Raw genomic sequence first — 17093 nt, 5'->3', positions numbered from 1 at the left:
TTTGTATGCGTTTGCTTATGGAAAGTAATGTTATTATAGCACGAGAGGCGCCATGAGAGATACAGGTTGGGCAGACCACCAGCGAATTAAAGTTATACAACACACTAAACAAACGTAATTTATATTTGTTTGACAATACAACAACTAATTAATAAGATATCTGTATATAATTTGCATGAAGGAGTGCTGTGCTCATGGGGGAACATCAACCGTCCGAACTGCTGTGGTCCGCAACCGCGGAGGAATTGAAAAGAGGCTACCGTCTGGAAGCCGAAACCGGGGTCTACCGCTGCCTGGCCTGCGGGTCCGAATCGGAACAAGGCGTGATCTATCCGGCAGGTGAGGGGCGGGATGGATTGTATCTCGATGCCGAGAAATGGATGAAAGAGCATGTGGTATCCGCCCACCGTTCCATGATGCACTATTTGACGGGACTCGACAAGAAGTGGACCGGTCTGTCCGATCTGCAGCGCAGCCTGCTGCTTCTGTTCCACGAGGGAGTCAGCGATGGGGAGATTGTGAAGCGGAAGCTCGGGGGAGGGAGCGCCTCGACCATCCGTAATCACCGGTTCATGCTCAGAGAGAAGGAGAAGCAGGCCCGGCTGTTTCTGGCGATGATGGAGCTGCTCAAGGAGAGCAAGGGAGCTGCAGCTTCCAAAACCGGGAGTGCCGCTTCCTCTGCAGGCGGGCGCGAGGACGACGGGCTGCCCGAGGGACTCGGCAAGCTGTTCCCGGACGGCGCGTTCGGCCCGCTGCGACGCTGGCCGGGCAAGGAGAGTCTGCGGATCCGGATCGCCGGCCTCCTCTCGCAGCGCTTCGAACCCCGCAAACGGTATACCGAGAAGGAAGTGAGCGAAGTGCTAGAACAGGCTTGGCCGGATTATGCCGTCCTGCGCCGGTATATGATCGAATACGGATTCATGGAGCGCGAAGATGACGGCAGCGCGTACTGGCTGACGGAGGAGAAGGAGTCCCCAGCGGCTGGGGAGAACCAAGCTGCCGGAGAGAGCCTGGCCGCCGGTGCGGTACCCGGCCGGGAGAAGCGCAAAGAGCTGCTGCTTGCCTATGAAGAGAGCGAGCGCCCAGCCGGTGTATACCGGATCGTCAACCGGAGTACCGGCCGGATGCTAGTCGGCAGTTCCCCGAACCTCGGCGGTGCCAAGAACCGCAGCTGGTTCCAGCTGGAGAACGGCGGGCATCCGAACACGGCGCTGCAGGAAGAGTTCCGCAGCGCCGGCGGGGAAGGCTTTGCATTCGAAGTGCTGGAGGAATGCCCGGTACAGGAGCTCGCGTCCCGGGAGGCGGGAGAGGCGCTCGCCCGGCTTGAAGCCAAGTGGCTGGAAGAGCTTCAGCCCTATGGGGAGCGGGGCTACCATCCCGCGCCGGGGGAGGGCGGAGCCCGCCGTTAGGGAGTTGTGAGGCTTGCATCAGGGAGGCAAGCTTTTCAAACCCGGCAGGGGTGCGCTATGATAAGAGAGGATTCTGCGTGACCTGCCGGGAGGATTGAGGGCAATGGATACTTATGCTTGTTTGTACGTTATACGGGGAGAGCCTTTCCGTTCGGGAACCTGCTTGAACCTGGCCGCTCCGGAGACGGTGGTCGGCCGCGCTTCCAATACGTATTCGCCGGATTTCGCGTTCTCCAATGCGTTCATCTCGCGCAAACATATATTGATCCGCCAGGAGGGCGAGCAGGCGGTGCTGTACGACTGCGGCAGCCGTCACGGTACGGAGCTCAACGGCGAGCTGATCGAACCGGGCCGCGCTTATCCGCTGCAGTCCTTCGACATCATCAAGCTGGCCAAGGGGATGACCGTCATGCACTTCTCGTATCTCTTCGCCGACCGGACGATGGAGCTGGAGCCGCTGAGCATCACCCAGCGCCTCGAAGCGCCGCTCGGCCCGATGGCGATCCACTGGGAGAAGAGGGAGTGCGTGGTAGACGGCAGGCGGATCGCGATGTCCGAGAAGGAGTACCTGCTGCTGCAGCTGCTCCACGACCAGGCGAACCGGCTGGTGCCTATTCCGGAGATTAAGGAATGCGTGTGGCCGGAGCGGTCCGCCGGGCCGGGCGGGGCGCCGGACGTCACCATGGACGAGCTCAACGCGCTGGTTTACCGGATCCGCAAGAAATACGGCAAGGACACCTTCCTGATCTCCTCGGTCCGCGGGAGCGGCTATGTGTTGGAGACGGATGCGAGAAGCCATGCCAAATGATACGGCGACTAGAGAAAGCGGGGCTTCGCGAATGAATTATTTTGAAGTGGAAGGTGCGGGATCCCTGCACGGTGAGGTCCGTATCCCCGGATCCAAGAACAGCTCGCTCGCTCTGCTGGCGGCTGCTTGTCTGGCGGACGGAATCGTGACGCTGGAGGGCATTCCGGCCATCGATGATGTCCGGGTGATCGGACGGATCGGGCAGGATATCGGGCTGGCCATGCGGTGGTCCGACCAAGGGGAGCTGATCCTGGACCCCCGTTATCTGCACAGCGCGGTAATCGATCCGGGCAAAGCGTCGAGCTTCCGGGCTTCGTATTACTTCGCGGGGGCGCTGCTGGCCAAATTCGGCCGGGTAACGGTGGGCTTCCCGGGAGGCGATAATTTCGTCTCGCGTCCGATCGACCAGCACCTGAAGGCCTTCCAGGCGCTCGGCGCCAAAGTGAGCACCTGTGCGGACTCGTATACGGTAGAGGCTCCCGAGCTTAGGGGAGCGGACATTTACTTCGACACCGTTACCTCGGGAGCGACGATCAACGCCATGCTGGCGGCCGTCAGAGCCCGGGGGACGACCCATCTGTATCATGCGGCAGTCGATCCGGAAGTAGTCGATACGGCCGCGTTCCTGAGTGCGCTCGGCGCCAAGATATACGGTGCGGGGACGGACCGGATCCGGATCGTCGGCGTCCCGTATCTGGACGGGGGCCGGCATACGGTCATTCCTGACCGTCTGATCGCGGGCACCTTCCTGATGGCCGCCGGCATGACGGGCGGGGAGGTTACCGTGCGCGACGTGATCCCGGAGCATCTCGGCTCCTGCCTCGCGAAGCTCGGCGAAGCCGGGGTGGACACCGTATGCCGCGACAACAGCATTACCGCTTACGGGAGCGGATCGGTGCGGGCTGTCCGGGTGCGGGCCGCGATGTATCCCGGCTTCGCTACGGATCTGCAGCAGCCGATGACGGCGCTTCTGACCCAGGCGAAGGGCAAGAGCATCGTTACGGACCGCGTGTTCCCGAACCGGTTCCAGCATGTGCCCCAGCTGCGGCGGATGGGAGCGGACATCGAGGTGCGCGGGGAGACGGCGTTCATCCGGGGCGGAAGGCCGTTGACCGGCGGATGGGTGCATGCGACCGATGTGCGTGCAGGCGCCTGCCTGATCCTGGCCGGATTGTCGGCGGAGGGAGTAACGCGGATCACCGGAACGGAGCATATCCAGCGCGGATACGAGGACGTGATCGGAAGCTTCCGGGCGCTGGGGGCCAAGATGGAACTGAAGTCGGGCGCGCAAGCGCAGCAGGCGTCCTTCTTGTTGTCTTCGGATTGTTCTTGAAGCTCATGTGAATCGGATCACAGCATAAGAGATAAGAAGCAGGTACACTTTACGGTGCAGCCTGCTTTTTTTGTTGTACTCCCGGCCTTCCTGGCCCTCCAGATCTTCCTGCACGAGTGTAAGAGGGGGGAGGCGCGGTTTCTGCCGCGTCTTTCAAGTGTAAGAAAGAGGACAGGCCCCATTGATAGCTCTATAACGTTTCTCTCTAATTCCTTTAAATAGAACATACTATTTACTTGATAACGCCAATATGATATGTTTTATTTGTCGTGAATCCGCTTTCTATATTGTGGAATCTGAGAGATACGGAGTCTTAAAGGAGGCATGGAAAGTCCATATTTTGGGCACAATGAGAAAAGGTCCCATCCGATATGTATTCTATACCAACCCTGATAGAGAATGGAGTGCAGCCCATGGAAAGAACATTCTTGATGGTTAAGCCCGACGGTGTACGGAGACAGCTGGTCGGCCGGCTCGTACAGCGCTTTGAGGAAAGAGGGTTCCAGCTCACCGCCGCCAAGCTGGTCGTCTTCGGCCGCGAGCAAGCCGAGAGGCACTATGCAGAGCACCGGGAGAAGCCCTTCTTCGGCGAACTGGTGGATTTCATTACGTCCGGTCCCTGCTTTGCGATGGTATGGGAAGGCGATAACGTGGTACAGCTTACGCGCAATATGATCGGCAAGACGGACCCGCTCGAGGCGGCGCCCGGGACGATTCGCGGGGATTATGCGGTACATAAAGGCTTCAACGTCATCCACGGCTCCGATTCCGTGGAAAGTGCCGAACGAGAGATCGCGAATTTCTTCCATGCAGAGGAACTCATCACATACGACTGTCCGCTGCGGGTATGTATCTAGCCGGAGCTTAACGGCCTAGAGGCGATGGTTTTGTTTGTCGTACGCGAACTGCTTGTTCTCAGGGACAAGCAGTTTTTTGCATAGATTAAGAATTTATATTTCGCCTGGGCTCGATCCTGTGATCTTATATATCTTATTAACATGCATCGTCCTCAAAGTAGGGCGAAGCCGTTTATCTTGATAGTATAGAATCGCATCGCTTTAAAGAAGCGGGGTACGCATAGAAGAGTAAAAGGGCTGGGTATGGGGGGAGGAGCGAAGCGACCGCCTTTAAAGTCATGTGGCTATCGCTAAGAAATTAATTCATGTCCACAGGACTTTAACAGCGGCTGGAACCCCATACCCCTCCCTCACCGTGCACCAACGTATGGACTGGTACGCAGAGATCTTAAAGGACGCCGACAGGCGTTTTTCTTACAGCGCAATGTAAAGAACCCTTGACAATGATGATGAGGTAAAGTATCCTTTACGTAAAGTAAGTTTTACAATTTTGGATGGATGGGAAAGGCGGCTGGACCGCCCGGAAGGGAAGAGCAGCAGTGAGGAATCGGATTAAAGACATGCGGACGGCGCGCTCCTGGACCCAGGAGCAGCTCTCGGAGCGCATCGGAGTGTCCCGGCAGACGGTGATCTCCATTGAAAGCGGGCGCTACAACCCTTCGCTCGAGCTGGCGTTCAAGCTGGCCCGGACGTTCGGGTGCCCCATTGAGGATTTGTTCCTGTGGGATGAGGCGGAAGAACAGTAACTGTCTGGGCCAAGGCAGCAACCAGCTGAAGAACAGCCGGAAAATGGGAGAGGAGAGCGGCGTATGAATGAGATGTGGGGATGGGTTGGAATCATTGGCGGGCCGGGGTTCGGGCTGATAATATGGTGGGTAGCAAGGAGGGCGGGAGTCCGCTCAAGGCAGATCGACGAGCGTTATCTGCATGGCTGGCTGAAGGCGAGGTCGGCGGCCTGGTTCTGTACCCTGGCCGCGATTCTGCTGCTGTTCGTGCTGTACAGGTTGGGCGTGCGGCTGTCGGTCCCCGAGACGCTGGGGATTCTTCTGATGGCTCACCTGGTGTCTTGGGGAGCGGCGGGGACCTATCATACGATCCGGGGATAAGACTGCAGCGGCTGCGGTGGAGTGGAGTTTGTCCTTCCCCCGCAGTGCTCACGAACGGGAGGGCTGATTCCGGCCCCGAGTCATGGTTTATTGTATAACATTACCAAATCCAATAAGTTTGTGACAGCGGATGTACGGGGATTTGAAGTTTGCCCGAGAATTCGTTACATTGGTAAAGTAAGGCATCGGCTTTCCAGCCGAAGCCCCGGTTACATCCCTATTTTTGAGGTCCATTCAAAGGAGAATATTCATCATGAGAGATCCCCGATTGAAAGTGTTCGCGCGCAATCTTGTGCGCTACTCGGTCAACCTGCAGCCCGGAGAGAACATCCTGATCGAGCTGATCGGCCTGCGCGATCAGGAATTGACCAGGTGTCTAATCGAAGAGGTGTATGCGGCCGGCGGCTTCCCGTATATCGAGTACCGCGATCCGGCGGTGACCCGTTCCCTGATGCTCGGCGGCTCGCTTGCGCTGTACCGCCAGATGGCGGAGATCGAACTCGAGCGGATGAAGAAGATGCATGCTTATCTCGGCGTGCGCAGCGGCGACAATATTACGGAGACCTCCGACGTACCCGATGACAAGCTGAGGCTCTACTTCAAAGAATACCAGCGTCCGGTTACTGACCAGCGCGTCAACCATACGAAGTGGTGCATCATGCGCTACCCGACGCCTTCGATGGCCCAGCTGGCGAATACGAGCACGGAAGCATTCGAGGACTTCTACTTCCAGGTCTGCAACCTCGACTACAGCAAAATGTCCGCCGCGATGGATTCGCTCGTCGAGCTGATGGAGAAGACCGACAAAGTGCGCCTCGTGTCCGGGGGGACGGACCTCACATTCTCCATCAAAGGCATTCCGGCGATCAAGTGCGCCGGCGAGAACAATATTCCGGATGGAGAAGTCTACACTTCCCCGGTCAAGGATTCGGTGAACGGCGTCATCTCCTACAACGCGCCGACGATCTACCAAGGGATCGTCTTTGAGAACGTGGTGCTGCGCTTCGAGAACGGCCGGATCGTCGAGGCGGCAGCCAACGAGTCGAAGAAGCTGAACGACATCCTGGACACGGACGAGGGCGCCCGCTATATCGGCGAGTTCGCGATCGGCGTCAACCCGTACATCCAGAATCCGATGAAGGATATCCTCTTCGATGAGAAGATCGACGGCAGCATCCACTTCACGCCGGGCAACGCTTACGAGAGCGCCGACAACGGCAACCGCTCGTCCGTCCATTGGGACATGGTGCTTATCCAGCGTCCGGAATACGGCGGCGGGGAGATCTATTTTGACGACCGCCTGATCCGCAAGGACGGCCGCTTCGTCGTCCCTGAGCTCGAGAAGCTCAACCCGGAGAACCTGAAGTAAGCCGGATATGAAGTAAGCCGGATGGCCGGCCGATCTGACGGTGCCCTGTGCGGGCAGGGGCGGTCGGCCGAAGCAGTACATAGGCAAGAATAACAATAAGACCGTTCCTCGGGAGGAGCGGTCTTATTGCGTTCAGGGAAGCGGGGCGGGCGGATGATAGACCCCGGCGGAACTCTATTTCTATACACTGTACATTCAGCGCCAGCGGGGAGCAGTGCCGATCGCTGTGGGCCGGATGGCCGGAGACGGCCCGCCATGGCAGACGGTAGTGGCATTCCAGCTTCGGCATGCCAAGAGCACTGGAGGACGGGCTTTCACTTCCCCCCGGCCGCGGAGGACTTGCGGTACTGCAGCGGAGAGATGCCGCAGATCGACTTGAACACGCGTCCAAAATGCGTGGACGAATCGAAGCCGACCTCGCCGGCCACCTCGGTGATGCGCTTCGAGGTGCCTGCCAGCAGCTTGCGCGCTTCGTGGACCCGCAGCCGCTGGATGTACTCGACAAGGGTGAAACCCGTCGCCTCCTTGAAGATGCGGCAGAGGTAATACGGCGAGATGTGGAAGCGGTCCGCCAGCACCTGCAGCGACAGCTCCTCGTGGAACGAGACGTTGATGTGCTGCACGATATCCGATACCTTGCGGTGCAGGGAGGTGGGATGCTCGGCGCGTCCGCCGGCCTCCGCTGCCTGCTCCTTCTTCCGCCAGCGGTACAGCCACAGGAGCAGCTCTGCGAGGTACAGTCTCAGCGCGCTGCCGGCACCCGGCTCGTCCGGATGGCTTTGCTCGGCGAGCATGGTGGTCAGGAGGAGCTCGATGCGCTGGCGGTCCTTGGGCTCCGGCCGGACGACCGGGATCTGGCCGAAGGCGTCGAGGAGGTCGGCATCCATGGCCGGAAGCAGGCCGCCGAGCCATTCCGGCTTGAAGTTGACGAGGATCCGTTCGTGCTCGGAGCTGTGGGCATCCGTCGTCCGGTGAAGCACGGAGGGCTCGATGAGGACGAGATCGCCTTCCCGGACGAGATAAGACCGGTCCTTGATGAAATAATAGCGGGAGCCCGACTTCATATAATAGATTTCATAGGTTTCGTGGGCGTGGTCGGATTCCATATTGAACGAAGAGGACCGGTGGGCGTGGTGCAGAATGAAATCGGGCTCGTCTGCAGGATGAACGGACGGGACCCGGGGGTTCCCGGACGGTGTCATGGCGTTAGGCTCCTTTCTGATTCAGAATAAGGGAGAATCATGTATAATCAATATATGTTGAAAATTAAGAAATAAAGCAATTTTTGTGCTGAATACCTATCGATCTTGCGCTATACTCCAACTATACCTTATCCCCTAGAGGAGGAGCAATACATGACTACAGAGCGCAAAACGTATGCCCTGGTCGGGACCGGAGGCCGTGCGGCATTTTTCTATAAGGCCATTGTATCCGATTTCAAAGAAACGTCCCGGCTCGTCGCCTTCTGCGATGTGAACCAGACCCGGATGAATTATGCGAACAAGCAGATCGGCGAACTGGGAGCAGAGCCTGTGCCTACTTACAAAGCGCATGAGTTCGACCGGATGATCGAGGAGACAAGGCCGGATGTGGTTATCGTGACGTCCGTCGACCGGACGCACCATACGTACATTATCCGGGCGATGGAGCTCGGATGCGACGTTATGACCGAGAAGCCGATGACCGTCGATGAGGACAAATGCCAGGATATTCTGGATGCCGTGAAACGGACAGGCCGCCAGCTGCGCGTCACGTTCAACTACCGGTATTCGCCGCACAACACGAAGATCCGCGAGCTGATCGAGGACGGCGTGATCGGCGACGTGCACGCGGTCCACTTCGAATGGCTGCTGAACACGAAGCACGGCGCGGACTACTTCCGCAGATGGCACCGCGACAAGCGCAACAGCGGCGGGCTGCTCGTGCACAAGTCGACGCACCACTTCGATCTCGTGAACTTCTGGCTGAACAGCCAGCCGCAGACGGTGTTCGCCCTCGGCGATCTCATGTTCTACGGCAAAGAGAACGCGGAGAAGCGCGGCGTCACGGAGTTCTACCAGCGGGCGACCGGCAGCAAGGCGGCGGAGAACGACCACTTCGCGCTGCATCTCGACCAGAACGAGTCGCTGAAGAGCATGTATCTCGATGCGGAGCATGAAGACGGCTACCAGCGCGACCAGAGCGTGTTCGGCGAAGGGATCTCCATCGAGGATACGATGGGCGTCATGGTACAGTACAAGAGCCGTGCGATCCTGACGTACTCCCTGCATGCCTATGCGCCGTGGGAAGGCTTCCGCGTAGCGTTCAACGGAACGAAGGGGCGCATCGAGATGGAGGTTGTCGAGTCCTCCTACGTGAATTCGGGCGGGGATCAGGCGCTCGAAGGCGCAGTCGTCGGCAAAAAGATCATCGTCCACCCAGTCTTCGAAGCGCCGTACGAGGTGCAGGTGAAGGAGGGCAAGGGCGGCCACGGCGGGGGCGATCCGGTTCTCCTGAACGACCTGTTCGGCACGCCGGAGCCGGACCGCTTCGGCCGCGCGGCATCCCATGTGGACGGCGCGATGTCGATCCTCACCGGGATCGCGGGCAACCGCTCGATCCGCACGGGCCAGCCGGTGCGAGTCTCCGAATTGGTTCAGTTCTAAAAGGTATGGTACACTAATTAAAAATAAGTATAGCGGCCCCCGGATGCAGCCTGCCTGCAGCCGGGGGTCCGCTTGCGTAGGAAAGAGGCGCCGCCACCTCATGATGACCCGCTTACTCACGACGATCGCCGTCACCGCGCCCGGCGGACTGCTGTTCTCCTGGCTGCATATCCCGCTGAGCTGGATGCTCGGACCCCTCGCCGCGGCCGTACTGTGGCAGGCCTTGGCGGCCACAAGAGGACCGCTGCTTGCCTGGCCGGCAGCGTGCCGTAATGCCGGCCTGCTGCTGCTGGGCTATGCGATGGGCCTAGCGTTCACGGCGGACAGCGCCCGCCAGATTGCGGCACAGCTGCCGGCGATGGCGGCGGCGACGCTGCTGACTGTCGGCTTCAGCCTGCTGGCCGGATACTGGACCGCGCGCCGGGCCGGGGTGTCGCCGCAGAGCGGGATCATCGGCAGCGTGCCGGGCGGGCTGAGCCAGATGGTGCTCGTCAGCGAGGAGACGCCGGGAGCGGATGGCACCGTCGTCGCCTTCATGCAGACGATCCGGCTGCTCACGGTGATATTCGCGGTGCCCTTCCTCGCCGTGCATGGTCTTGCGGATCCGTCGGCTCTAGCGCCTGCCGTGCCGGCTCCGGCCGCTGCTCAGGCGGCTGCGTCTCCGCTAGGCTTGGCCGCAGCCGTCGTACTGATTCCGCTGGCCGCCCTGCTGGCGGTGCGCTTCAAGCTGCCGACGCCGTGGTTCCTCGGCCCGCTGCTGGCCTCCGCCGTGCTGATGATCGCCGGCCTCGTACCGCCCCATCTGCCTGCGCCGCTGCAGCTGGCCGCGCAGTGGAGCCTCGGCATCTACCTCGGCCTCGGCATCAAGCTCAGCGGTCTCGCCGGATGGCGCCGCCTGCTGCCTTACTCGCTGCTCACCGGCGTGGGGCTTGTGCTCTTCTCGCTGGCGCTCTCGGTTGCCTTCGGCCGGCTGCTCCCGATGACTACGCTACCGCCTTCCTCAGCACCTCGCCGGGCGGCATGACCGAGATGGGCGTCACCGCCTCCCTGATCGGGGCAGATGTGACGCTGGTCGTCGCCTTCCAGATGTTCCGGATTCTGTTCATTCTCTTCGCGGTGCCGTACCTGCTGCGGTGGGGCTTCCGCCGGGCGGCTGCCCGGAGCCCGGAAGCTGAGGGCAGCCCGGAGAGGGCGGCGGAGCGCCCCAGGTCATAATTCGGTACGCTGCCGTATGGTGATGTGCAGGACGTGCAGGACGTGCAGGCATCCGGAGGGCAGCGGGCGGAGCCGTATCCATCCGGCAGATCTTGCTCCGTCGCCGCGGTTCTCGGCACGGCAGCCGGCCAGCTCTTGGGAAGCGCCGGCGGGCAGAGACGCCCGTAAGCCGTATCGCGCCTGTCCACTTCGGCGTGCAGCTGAGCCGCCCGGTGATTCCCGGCGGCTCAGCTCTTTGCCTTGATAGGGGCAGACGCAGCGCACACTGATTAGCCCCGGGCGAGCTATGGCAGCCTGGGGCTTATTCGGCGTTATTGCGGTAATGCAGCGGATGCCTCGCGGATGTACGCCTGGAACTCGCGCATCGCATAGCTGAGATATTTGTGTTTCGGCCAGATGACGACGAGGTTCCACGGAATGACCGGATCGGTAAGCTCCAGCGTGCGCACGCCGCGGTTCGTGATCTTGGAGCAGATGGCCTGCGGGATGATCGAGATCCCTACACGGGCAGCCACCATCTCGGCGAGGAGGTCCCACTGGGAGCTCTCGTACACGATGGACGGCTCGAAGCCGAGCTCCCTGCATGCCCGCATGACGTGCCGGCGGACGGCGAATCCGCGGGGGAAGAGAACGAAGGGCTCACCCCGCAGCTCCTCCAGCCGGACGGTGTCCAGGGCGGCCAGCGGGTGGCTCTCGTGGATCACGAGCGAGAGCTGCTGGAAGAGGAAGGGGAGGGCGTCGAAGCGCTCGGGATCGACAGGCGAGACGACGACCCCCATGTCCAGAGCGCCTTCGAGCAGCAGGCTCTCGACCTTGTTCGCGCCTTCCTCGACCAGATCGAAGTCAATGTAAGGATACTGCGTGCGGAATCCCGCGAGGATGCGGGGGAAGAACACGGAGCCGATCACGGGCGGCAGGCCGATGCGGACGATGCCTTTTTTGAGGTTCACCACATCATCCAGCGCCGTATGCAGACCCTCGTAGGCTTGGAGAACCGACCGGATCTGAGCGACGGCGGCTTCTCCGGCATCGGTAAGCTTGACTGCCTTGCCGGACCGGTCGAGGAGGGTGACCCCGAGCTCCTCTTCCATGGCCTTGACGATCTTGCTGAGGGTGGGCTGGGTCATATGTAGCTCTTCCGCCGCTTTGGTGATGTTCTGGTGCTTCGCAATCACGAGCAGGTAGGACAGCTGTCGGATATCCAATTGTTGGCAACCCCGATTCATAACTTTTTTTCATGAAGACTATGCTATCTCTGAATTTTACCTGCGGATGGCGGGGATGTAAACTGATACTGTACGGATGAACGGCTCCGGTGCGGGCTCGGGATTGTAAGTTGTAAGCGTTTCACCAAACGAAAGCTCACTCATTCACATGAAGAGGGGAAGTGCCCGATGATCATTCAAGTCTTGGCGATTCTGATCGCGTTGGGACTGCTGATGTTTTTTGCCTACAGGGGATATCCGGTCATCGTCTTCGCCCCGGTGTTCACGCTGCTTGCGGTTGTGATCTCGGGGAACGCCCTGCTGCCGAGCTATACGGAGACGTACATGAGCAATGCGGCCAATTATGTCAAAAGCTTCTTCCCCATCTTCCTCCTCGGCGCCATCTTCGGGAAAGTGATGGAGCTCAGCGGGGCGGCGTCATCCATTGCGCAGACGATTGTCAGAGCGCTCGGCTCGCAGCGTGCGATCTTGTCGGTGGTGGCGGCCTGTGCGGTGCTGACGTACGGCGGCGTATCGCTGTTCGTGGTCGCCTTCGCCGTATATCCGTTCGCCGTTGCCATCTTCCGTGAAGCGGATATTCCGAAGCGGCTCATCCCCGGTACGATTGCGCTGGGTGCGTTTACGTTCACAATGGATGCGCTTCCGGGGACCCCGCAGATCCAGAATATCATTCCGACCACCTACTTCGGAACGGATGCCTATGCCGCTCCGCTGCTCGGAACGGTGGGCGGACTCATGGTATTAGCCGGCGGGTTGTTCTGGCTGGAGAGACGCCGGAAGGAGGCGGCCCAGGCGGGGGAAGGCTACGGAACAGGACACAAGAACGAGCCGGAAGTGCTCGAGAACCAGACCTATCCGAATATCTGGATTGCCGTGCTTCCGCTCGTGCTCGTTCTGCTGTTTAACTATCTGCTCAGCCGGGGCGCTCTGACAGTGAATAACTGGTACAGCGCGGAGCTGCTCAAGAGCTTCAACATCGCGAATGTCAAAACGGTCTCGTCTTCCTGGGCGCTCATCATCGCGCTGTGCATTGGGATCGTAGCGGCGCTGTGCATCAACGTCCGTGCGGTGCAGGGCAAGCTGGCGGCCGGATTGACTGCTGCCGCGATGGGTTCGCTGCTCGCCATCTTCAATACAGCTTCGGAAGTGGGTTTCGGCAATGTCGTGAAAACGTTACCAGGATTCAAACTCATCCAGAACTGGATTCTCGGCATCTCCGACAATCCGCTGATCTCCGAAGCGGTGTCCGTGAACATTCTCGCCGGTGTGACCGGGTCAGCCTCCGGCGGTCTGTCGATCGCGCTGGAGGTTATGGGCAAGACGTACTTGGCGGCGGCCCAGAGCGCGGGGATCTCGCCGGAGCTGCTGCACCGGATCGCCTCGATGGCATCCGGCGGAATGGATACCCTGCCGCACAACGGCGCGGTGATCACGCTGCTGGCGATTACGGGACTGACCCACCGGCAGGCGTATAAGGATATTTTTGCGATTACGGTCGTAAAGACGATTACGGTATTCGCGCTGGCGATCGTGCTGTCGCTGTTCTAGACCAGATCTTAGACAGAAAGAGGAGAGGATTCGCTTATGGCAGAGCTGCTTAGTGGCCGCACGGCCCTCGTCACGGGGGCGGCGAGCGGCATCGGACTGGAGATCGCCCGGTCGTTCGCGAAGGAGGGAGCCCGGGTGGTGGTCACCGACATCCGGACCGAAGGAGCGCAGCATGCGGCGTCCCGGCTGCAGGCGGAAGGCTATGAGGCGCTCGGCCTGCGGTGCGACGTGACGCAGGAAGGGGAGTATGCGGCGGCGATCCAGTCGGCGGACGAGGCCTACGGCTCGCTCGATATTCTCGTGAACAACGCGGGGCTGCAGCATGTGGCCCCCCTGGAAGAGTTCCCGGTGGACAAATTCGAGTTCATGCTGAAGGTGATGCTGACCGGGGCTTTCATCGGGATCAAGCATGCGTTCCCGCTGATGAAGCGCAGCGGTTACGGCCGTGTGATCAACATGGCGTCGATCAATGGGGTGATCGGATTCGCGGGCAAGGCAGCCTACAACAGCGCGAAGCACGGGCTGATCGGGCTGACGAAGGTGGCGGCGCTCGAAGGGGCGCCCCACGGGATCACGGTGAACGCGCTCTGCCCCGGATACGTGGACACGCCGCTGGTGCGGGGACAGCTCGAGGATCTGGCGCGGACGCGGGGCGTGCCGCTGGAGAGCGTACTTGAGGAAGTGATCTATCCGCTCGTGCCGCAGCGCCGGCTGCTGACGGTGGAGGAGATTGCGGACTACGCCGTGCTGATCGCCAGCGACAAGCTGCGTGGCGTGACGGGGACGTCGCTGCTCATCGACGGAGGCTATACGGCTCAGTAGCCGGATGTAGGCTTATTCGTATGGATTCAGACAGATGAGAGAGGAGAGGAAGATCATGGACAAAAGAGTGGCTTCGATGGAGGAGGCCGTGCGGGATATCGCGGACGGTTCCCTGCTGGTCGTCGGAGGCTTCGGGCTCTGCGGCATTCCCGAGGGCCTGATCGGGGCCCTGCAGGCGCAGGGAACGAAGGAGCTGACCGTGGTCAGCAACAACTGCGGGGTGGACGACGGCGGGCTCGGCCTGCTGCTGGCGGGCCGCCAGATCCGCAAGATGGTCTCCTCCTATGTCGGGGAGAACAAGACGTTCGAGCGGCAGTATCTCAGCGGGGAGCTGGAGGTCGAACTGGTGCCGCAGGGTACACTGGCCGAACGCATTCGCGCGGGCGGAGCCGGCATCCCGGGCTTCTACACGCCGACGGGCGTGGGCACGGTCGTGGCCGAAGGCAAGGAACTGAAGACCTTCGAGGGTCGCACCTTTGTGCTGGAGCGGGGCATTGCAGGCGATTTTGCCCTAGTCAAAGCCTGGAAGGCCGACACGCTTGGCAATCTCGTATACCGCCGCACCTCGCGCAACTTTAATCCGCTGGCCGCAGCGGCTGGCCGGATCACGATTGCCGAGGCGGAGATCATCGTCGAAGCAGGTGAGCTGGACCCGGACGAGATTCATACGCCGGGAATCTACGTGCAGCGGGTCGTGCAGGGAACGGCGGCAGGCAAGCGCATCGAGCGGCGGACGGTCCGCACGAAGGAGGGGACGGCATGAAGGGGCAACGGGAGATGATCGTAGAGCGGGCGGTCCGGGAGGTGCGGGAAGGAATGTACGTCAATCTCGGGATCGGGCTGCCCACGCTGGTGGCGGGAGCCATCCCTGAGGGGATGAACGTCATGCTGCAGTCGGAGAACGGGCTGCTCGGCATCGGGCCTTACCCTTACGAGGGCGAGGAGGATCCGGATCTCATCAATGCGGGCAAAGAAACCGTGACATTCGTACGGGGCGCCTCGTTCTTCGACAGCGCCGAATCGTTCGCGATGATCCGCGGAGGGCATATTGACCTCGCTATCCTCGGAGGCATGGAGGTGGCAGAGAATGGGGATCTGGCGAACTGGATGATCCCTGGCCTGATGGTCAAAGGGATGGGCGGCGCGATGGATCTCGTCAGCGGAGCGAAGCGGATCGTCGTCATCATGGAGCATGTGAACAAGCACGGCCAGAGCAAGGTCCGCAAGGCCTGCACGCTCCCCCTCACCGGCGCGGGCGTCGTGGACCGGCTGATCACGGATCTGGCGGTCTTCGACTTCACCCCGGAGGGGATGCGGCTTGCCGAATTGCAGCCGGGCGTAACGCTGGACGAGGTGAGGCAGCGGACGGAGGCGTCGTTCACTGTGGCGCCGGAGCTGCTGGGCGGCGAATTGACTAAGAAGGAGGGCGTAAGTTAATGAGCAGGGAACGCGAAGCGGTAATCGTCAGCGGAGTCCGGACGGCGATCGGGAGCTTTCAGGGCGCGCTGTCCGGAATATCCGCTCCAGAGCTTGGGAGCATCGTAGTACGCGAGGCCCTTCAGCGCGCAGGCATCGGCGAAGAGCAGGTGGACGAGGTCATTCTCGGCAACGTGCTGCAGGCGGGACTCGGCCAGAATCCGGCCCGGCAGGCGTGGCTGAAGGCGGGCTTCGACGCGCGGGTGCCGGCGATGACCGTCAACAAGGTGTGCGGCTCCGGGCTCCAAGCCGTCATGCTGGCGGCGCAGGCCGTGCTCCTCGGCGACGCGGAGGTCGTGGTGGCCGGCGGCACCGAGAATATGAGCCGGGCGCCTTATCTGCTGCCGGGAGCAAGGGACGGATTGCGGCTCGGCGATGCCGCGCTCGTCGACTCGCTGGTCCGCGACGGGCTGTGGTGCGCCTCCTGCGATATTCACATGGGCGTCACCGCCGAGAATATCGCGGAGCGGTATGAGCTGACGCGGGAGGCGCAGGACGCCTACGCGGCGGAGAGCCAGCGGCGGGCAGGGGAGGCGGCGGCCGCCGGGCGGCTGCGTGCCGAGATCGTCCCGGTGCCCGTGCCGCAGCGCAAGGGTGAGCCGGTGCTCTTCGAGGCGGACGAGCACCCGCGGGCCGGCACGACGGCGGAGACGCTCGGCCGCCTGCGCCCGGCGTTCCGCGATGACGGCACCGTCACCGCCGGCAACGCCTCGGGCATCAACGACGGCGCGGCGGCGCTCGTCGTGATGTCCGCCGGGCGGGCGCGGGAGCTCGGCGCGAAGCCGCTGGCCCGCATCCGCGGCTATGCGCAGGCGGCGCTCGACCCAGCCGTGATGGGCCTCGGGCCTGTCGATGCCGTGCGCCGGCTCGTGCAGAAGACCGGTGTGGCGCTCGGCGAGGTCGATCTCTTCGAGCTCAACGAAGCGTTCGCCGCCCAGTCGCTGGCCGTCATGCGGGAGCTCGGGGTGCCCGCGGAGCGCGTGAATGTGAACGGCGGCGCCATCGCCCTCGGCCACCCGATAGGGGCCAGCGGAGCCCGCGTGCTCGTCACGCTGCTGCACGAGCTTGCCCGCCGGGAGGCGAAGTACGGCATCGCCGCCCTGTGCATCGGCGGCGGCCAAGGCGTGGCCATGCTCGTCGAGCGGGCGGTGTGAGAAGGCGGATGCGGCGGCAGGACCATTGAGATTCATAGAAGCGGGCGCACGGAAAGTTCACAACTGTTTTTCCGGGGGATGTAATATAATGGAATTGTAAAGCATCCCAGACGACACCCGAGATC

Annotated in this window: 15 protein-coding genes and 1 pseudogene; 14 read left to right on the top strand and 2 right to left on the bottom strand. The window is 61.4% G+C overall.

Annotated features, from left to right (window positions below; all coding sequences use genetic code 11):
* Nucleotides 1–194 precede the first annotated feature (194 nt).
* The 7 genes from O9H32_RS14735 (at nucleotide 195) to O9H32_RS14705 (ending at nucleotide 6882) form a co-directional block, all read left to right on the top strand.
* Nucleotides 195–1409, top strand: a complete 1215-nt coding sequence (locus tag O9H32_RS14735) for a DUF2087 domain-containing protein (RefSeq protein WP_269866865.1) — start codon at nucleotides 195–197, stop codon at nucleotides 1407–1409.
* A gap of 103 nt (nucleotides 1410–1512) precedes the next feature.
* A complete protein-coding gene (locus O9H32_RS14730) occupies nucleotides 1513–2217 on the top strand; it encodes an FHA domain-containing protein (RefSeq protein ID WP_269866864.1) in 705 nt (234 codons plus the stop codon).
* A gap of 31 nt (nucleotides 2218–2248) precedes the next feature.
* The gene (murA, locus tag O9H32_RS14725) at nucleotides 2249–3550 is read left to right on the top strand and encodes a UDP-N-acetylglucosamine 1-carboxyvinyltransferase (RefSeq protein ID WP_269866863.1); all 1302 of its coding nucleotides are present in this window, start codon (nucleotides 2249–2251) and stop codon (nucleotides 3548–3550) included.
* Between the two features lie 413 nt (nucleotides 3551–3963).
* Nucleotides 3964–4407: a nucleoside-diphosphate kinase gene (gene ndk / locus O9H32_RS14720; RefSeq protein ID WP_269866862.1), complete on the top strand. Its 444-nt coding sequence runs from the start codon at nucleotides 3964–3966 to the stop codon at nucleotides 4405–4407.
* 539 nt (nucleotides 4408–4946) lie between these two features.
* Complete coding sequence (locus O9H32_RS14715) at nucleotides 4947–5153, top strand: helix-turn-helix transcriptional regulator (protein ID WP_269866861.1); 207 nt, start codon at nucleotides 4947–4949, stop codon at nucleotides 5151–5153.
* 63 nt (nucleotides 5154–5216) lie between these two features.
* Nucleotides 5217–5513, top strand: a complete 297-nt coding sequence (locus O9H32_RS14710; protein WP_269866860.1) for a hypothetical protein — start codon at nucleotides 5217–5219, stop codon at nucleotides 5511–5513.
* 253 nt (nucleotides 5514–5766) lie between these two features.
* Nucleotides 5767–6882, top strand: coding sequence for an aminopeptidase (locus O9H32_RS14705; RefSeq protein WP_269866859.1), 1116 nt, complete (start codon nucleotides 5767–5769; stop codon nucleotides 6880–6882).
* 314 nt (nucleotides 6883–7196) lie between these two features.
* Here O9H32_RS14705 and O9H32_RS14700 read toward each other — a convergent pair whose 3' ends face one another.
* Entirely contained in the window at nucleotides 7197–8084 is an 888-nt protein-coding gene (locus tag O9H32_RS14700; protein ID WP_269866858.1) for a helix-turn-helix transcriptional regulator, read from the bottom strand.
* A gap of 153 nt (nucleotides 8085–8237) precedes the next feature.
* Between O9H32_RS14700 and O9H32_RS14695 the strand changes: the two genes are divergently transcribed.
* Together O9H32_RS14695 and O9H32_RS14690 are read left to right on the top strand one after the other, a co-directional pair.
* Entirely contained in the window at nucleotides 8238–9527 is a 1290-nt protein-coding gene (locus O9H32_RS14695; protein WP_269866857.1) for a Gfo/Idh/MocA family protein, read from the top strand.
* Nucleotides 9430–10742, top strand: a pseudogene (locus tag O9H32_RS14690) (AbrB family transcriptional regulator). The gene O9H32_RS14695 and the pseudogene O9H32_RS14690 overlap by 98 nt, the downstream one beginning before the upstream one ends.
* Nucleotides 10743–11053: 311 nt before the next feature.
* Here the strand turns inward: O9H32_RS14690 and O9H32_RS14680 are convergent.
* Nucleotides 11054–11947 carry a LysR family transcriptional regulator gene (locus O9H32_RS14680; protein ID WP_269866855.1) on the bottom strand — a complete coding sequence of 298 codons (894 nt, stop codon included), beginning with the start codon at nucleotides 11945–11947 and terminating at the stop codon, nucleotides 11054–11056.
* A gap of 189 nt (nucleotides 11948–12136) precedes the next feature.
* Between O9H32_RS14680 and O9H32_RS14675 the strand changes: the two genes are divergently transcribed.
* The 5 genes from O9H32_RS14675 to O9H32_RS14655 are packed head-to-tail and all read left to right on the top strand — an operon-like array spanning nucleotide 12137 to nucleotide 16968.
* Nucleotides 12137–13516 (top strand): GntP family permease, encoded by a 1380-nt coding sequence (locus O9H32_RS14675; RefSeq protein WP_269866854.1) that lies wholly within the window; start codon nucleotides 12137–12139, stop codon nucleotides 13514–13516.
* Nucleotides 13517–13552: 36 nt separating this feature from the next.
* Complete coding sequence (locus O9H32_RS14670; RefSeq protein WP_406627318.1) at nucleotides 13553–14338, top strand: 3-hydroxybutyrate dehydrogenase; 786 nt, start codon at nucleotides 13553–13555, stop codon at nucleotides 14336–14338.
* Between the two features lie 55 nt (nucleotides 14339–14393).
* Nucleotides 14394–15101 carry a CoA transferase subunit A gene (locus O9H32_RS14665; RefSeq protein WP_269866853.1) on the top strand — a complete coding sequence of 236 codons (708 nt, stop codon included), beginning with the start codon at nucleotides 14394–14396 and terminating at the stop codon, nucleotides 15099–15101.
* Nucleotides 15098–15775, top strand: a complete 678-nt coding sequence (locus O9H32_RS14660; protein WP_269866852.1) for a 3-oxoacid CoA-transferase subunit B — start codon at nucleotides 15098–15100, stop codon at nucleotides 15773–15775. Before O9H32_RS14665 ends, O9H32_RS14660 begins: the two co-directional genes overlap by 4 nt.
* A complete protein-coding gene (locus O9H32_RS14655) occupies nucleotides 15775–16968 on the top strand; it encodes an acetyl-CoA C-acetyltransferase (protein ID WP_269866851.1) in 1194 nt (397 codons plus the stop codon). The genes O9H32_RS14660 and O9H32_RS14655 overlap by 1 nt, the downstream gene beginning before the upstream one ends.
* Nucleotides 16969–17093: the final 125 nt, after the last annotated feature.

Origin of the sequence: Paenibacillus caseinilyticus, assembly GCF_027533645.1 — a bacterium.
Lineage (GTDB): Bacteria > Bacillota > Bacilli > Paenibacillales > NBRC-103111 > Paenibacillus_G > Paenibacillus_G caseinilyticus.
The sequence above is the reverse complement of the archived record's forward strand: the minus strand, read 5'-3'. Positions and strand labels throughout refer to the sequence as shown.

Excerpts from the sequence above, each read along its gene's own strand:
- O9H32_RS14735 (WP_269866865.1), top strand. The coding sequence starts at position 195 with ATGGGGGAACATCAACCGTCCGAACTGCTGTGGTCCGCAACCGCGGAG.
- O9H32_RS14705 (WP_269866859.1), top strand. The coding sequence starts at position 5,767 with ATGAGAGATCCCCGATTGAAAGTGTTCGCGCGCAATCTTGTGCGCTAC.
- O9H32_RS14660 (WP_269866852.1), top strand. The coding sequence starts at position 15,098 with ATGAAGGGGCAACGGGAGATGATCGTAGAGCGGGCGGTCCGGGAGGTG.
- O9H32_RS14710 (WP_269866860.1), top strand. The coding sequence starts at position 5,217 with ATGAATGAGATGTGGGGATGGGTTGGAATCATTGGCGGGCCGGGGTTC.
- murA (WP_269866863.1), top strand. The coding sequence starts at position 2,249 with ATGAATTATTTTGAAGTGGAAGGTGCGGGATCCCTGCACGGTGAGGTC.
- O9H32_RS14670 (WP_406627318.1), top strand. The coding sequence starts at position 13,553 with ATGGCAGAGCTGCTTAGTGGCCGCACGGCCCTCGTCACGGGGGCGGCG.
- O9H32_RS14655 (WP_269866851.1), top strand. The coding sequence starts at position 15,775 with ATGAGCAGGGAACGCGAAGCGGTAATCGTCAGCGGAGTCCGGACGGCG.
- ndk (WP_269866862.1), top strand. The coding sequence starts at position 3,964 with ATGGAAAGAACATTCTTGATGGTTAAGCCCGACGGTGTACGGAGACAG.
- O9H32_RS14665 (WP_269866853.1), top strand. The coding sequence starts at position 14,394 with ATGGACAAAAGAGTGGCTTCGATGGAGGAGGCCGTGCGGGATATCGCG.
- O9H32_RS14695 (WP_269866857.1), top strand. The coding sequence starts at position 8,238 with ATGACTACAGAGCGCAAAACGTATGCCCTGGTCGGGACCGGAGGCCGT.
- O9H32_RS14675 (WP_269866854.1), top strand. The coding sequence starts at position 12,137 with ATGATCATTCAAGTCTTGGCGATTCTGATCGCGTTGGGACTGCTGATG.
- O9H32_RS14730 (WP_269866864.1), top strand. The coding sequence starts at position 1,513 with ATGGATACTTATGCTTGTTTGTACGTTATACGGGGAGAGCCTTTCCGT.
- O9H32_RS14700 (WP_269866858.1), bottom strand. The coding sequence starts at position 8,084 with ATGACACCGTCCGGGAACCCCCGGGTCCCGTCCGTTCATCCTGCAGAC.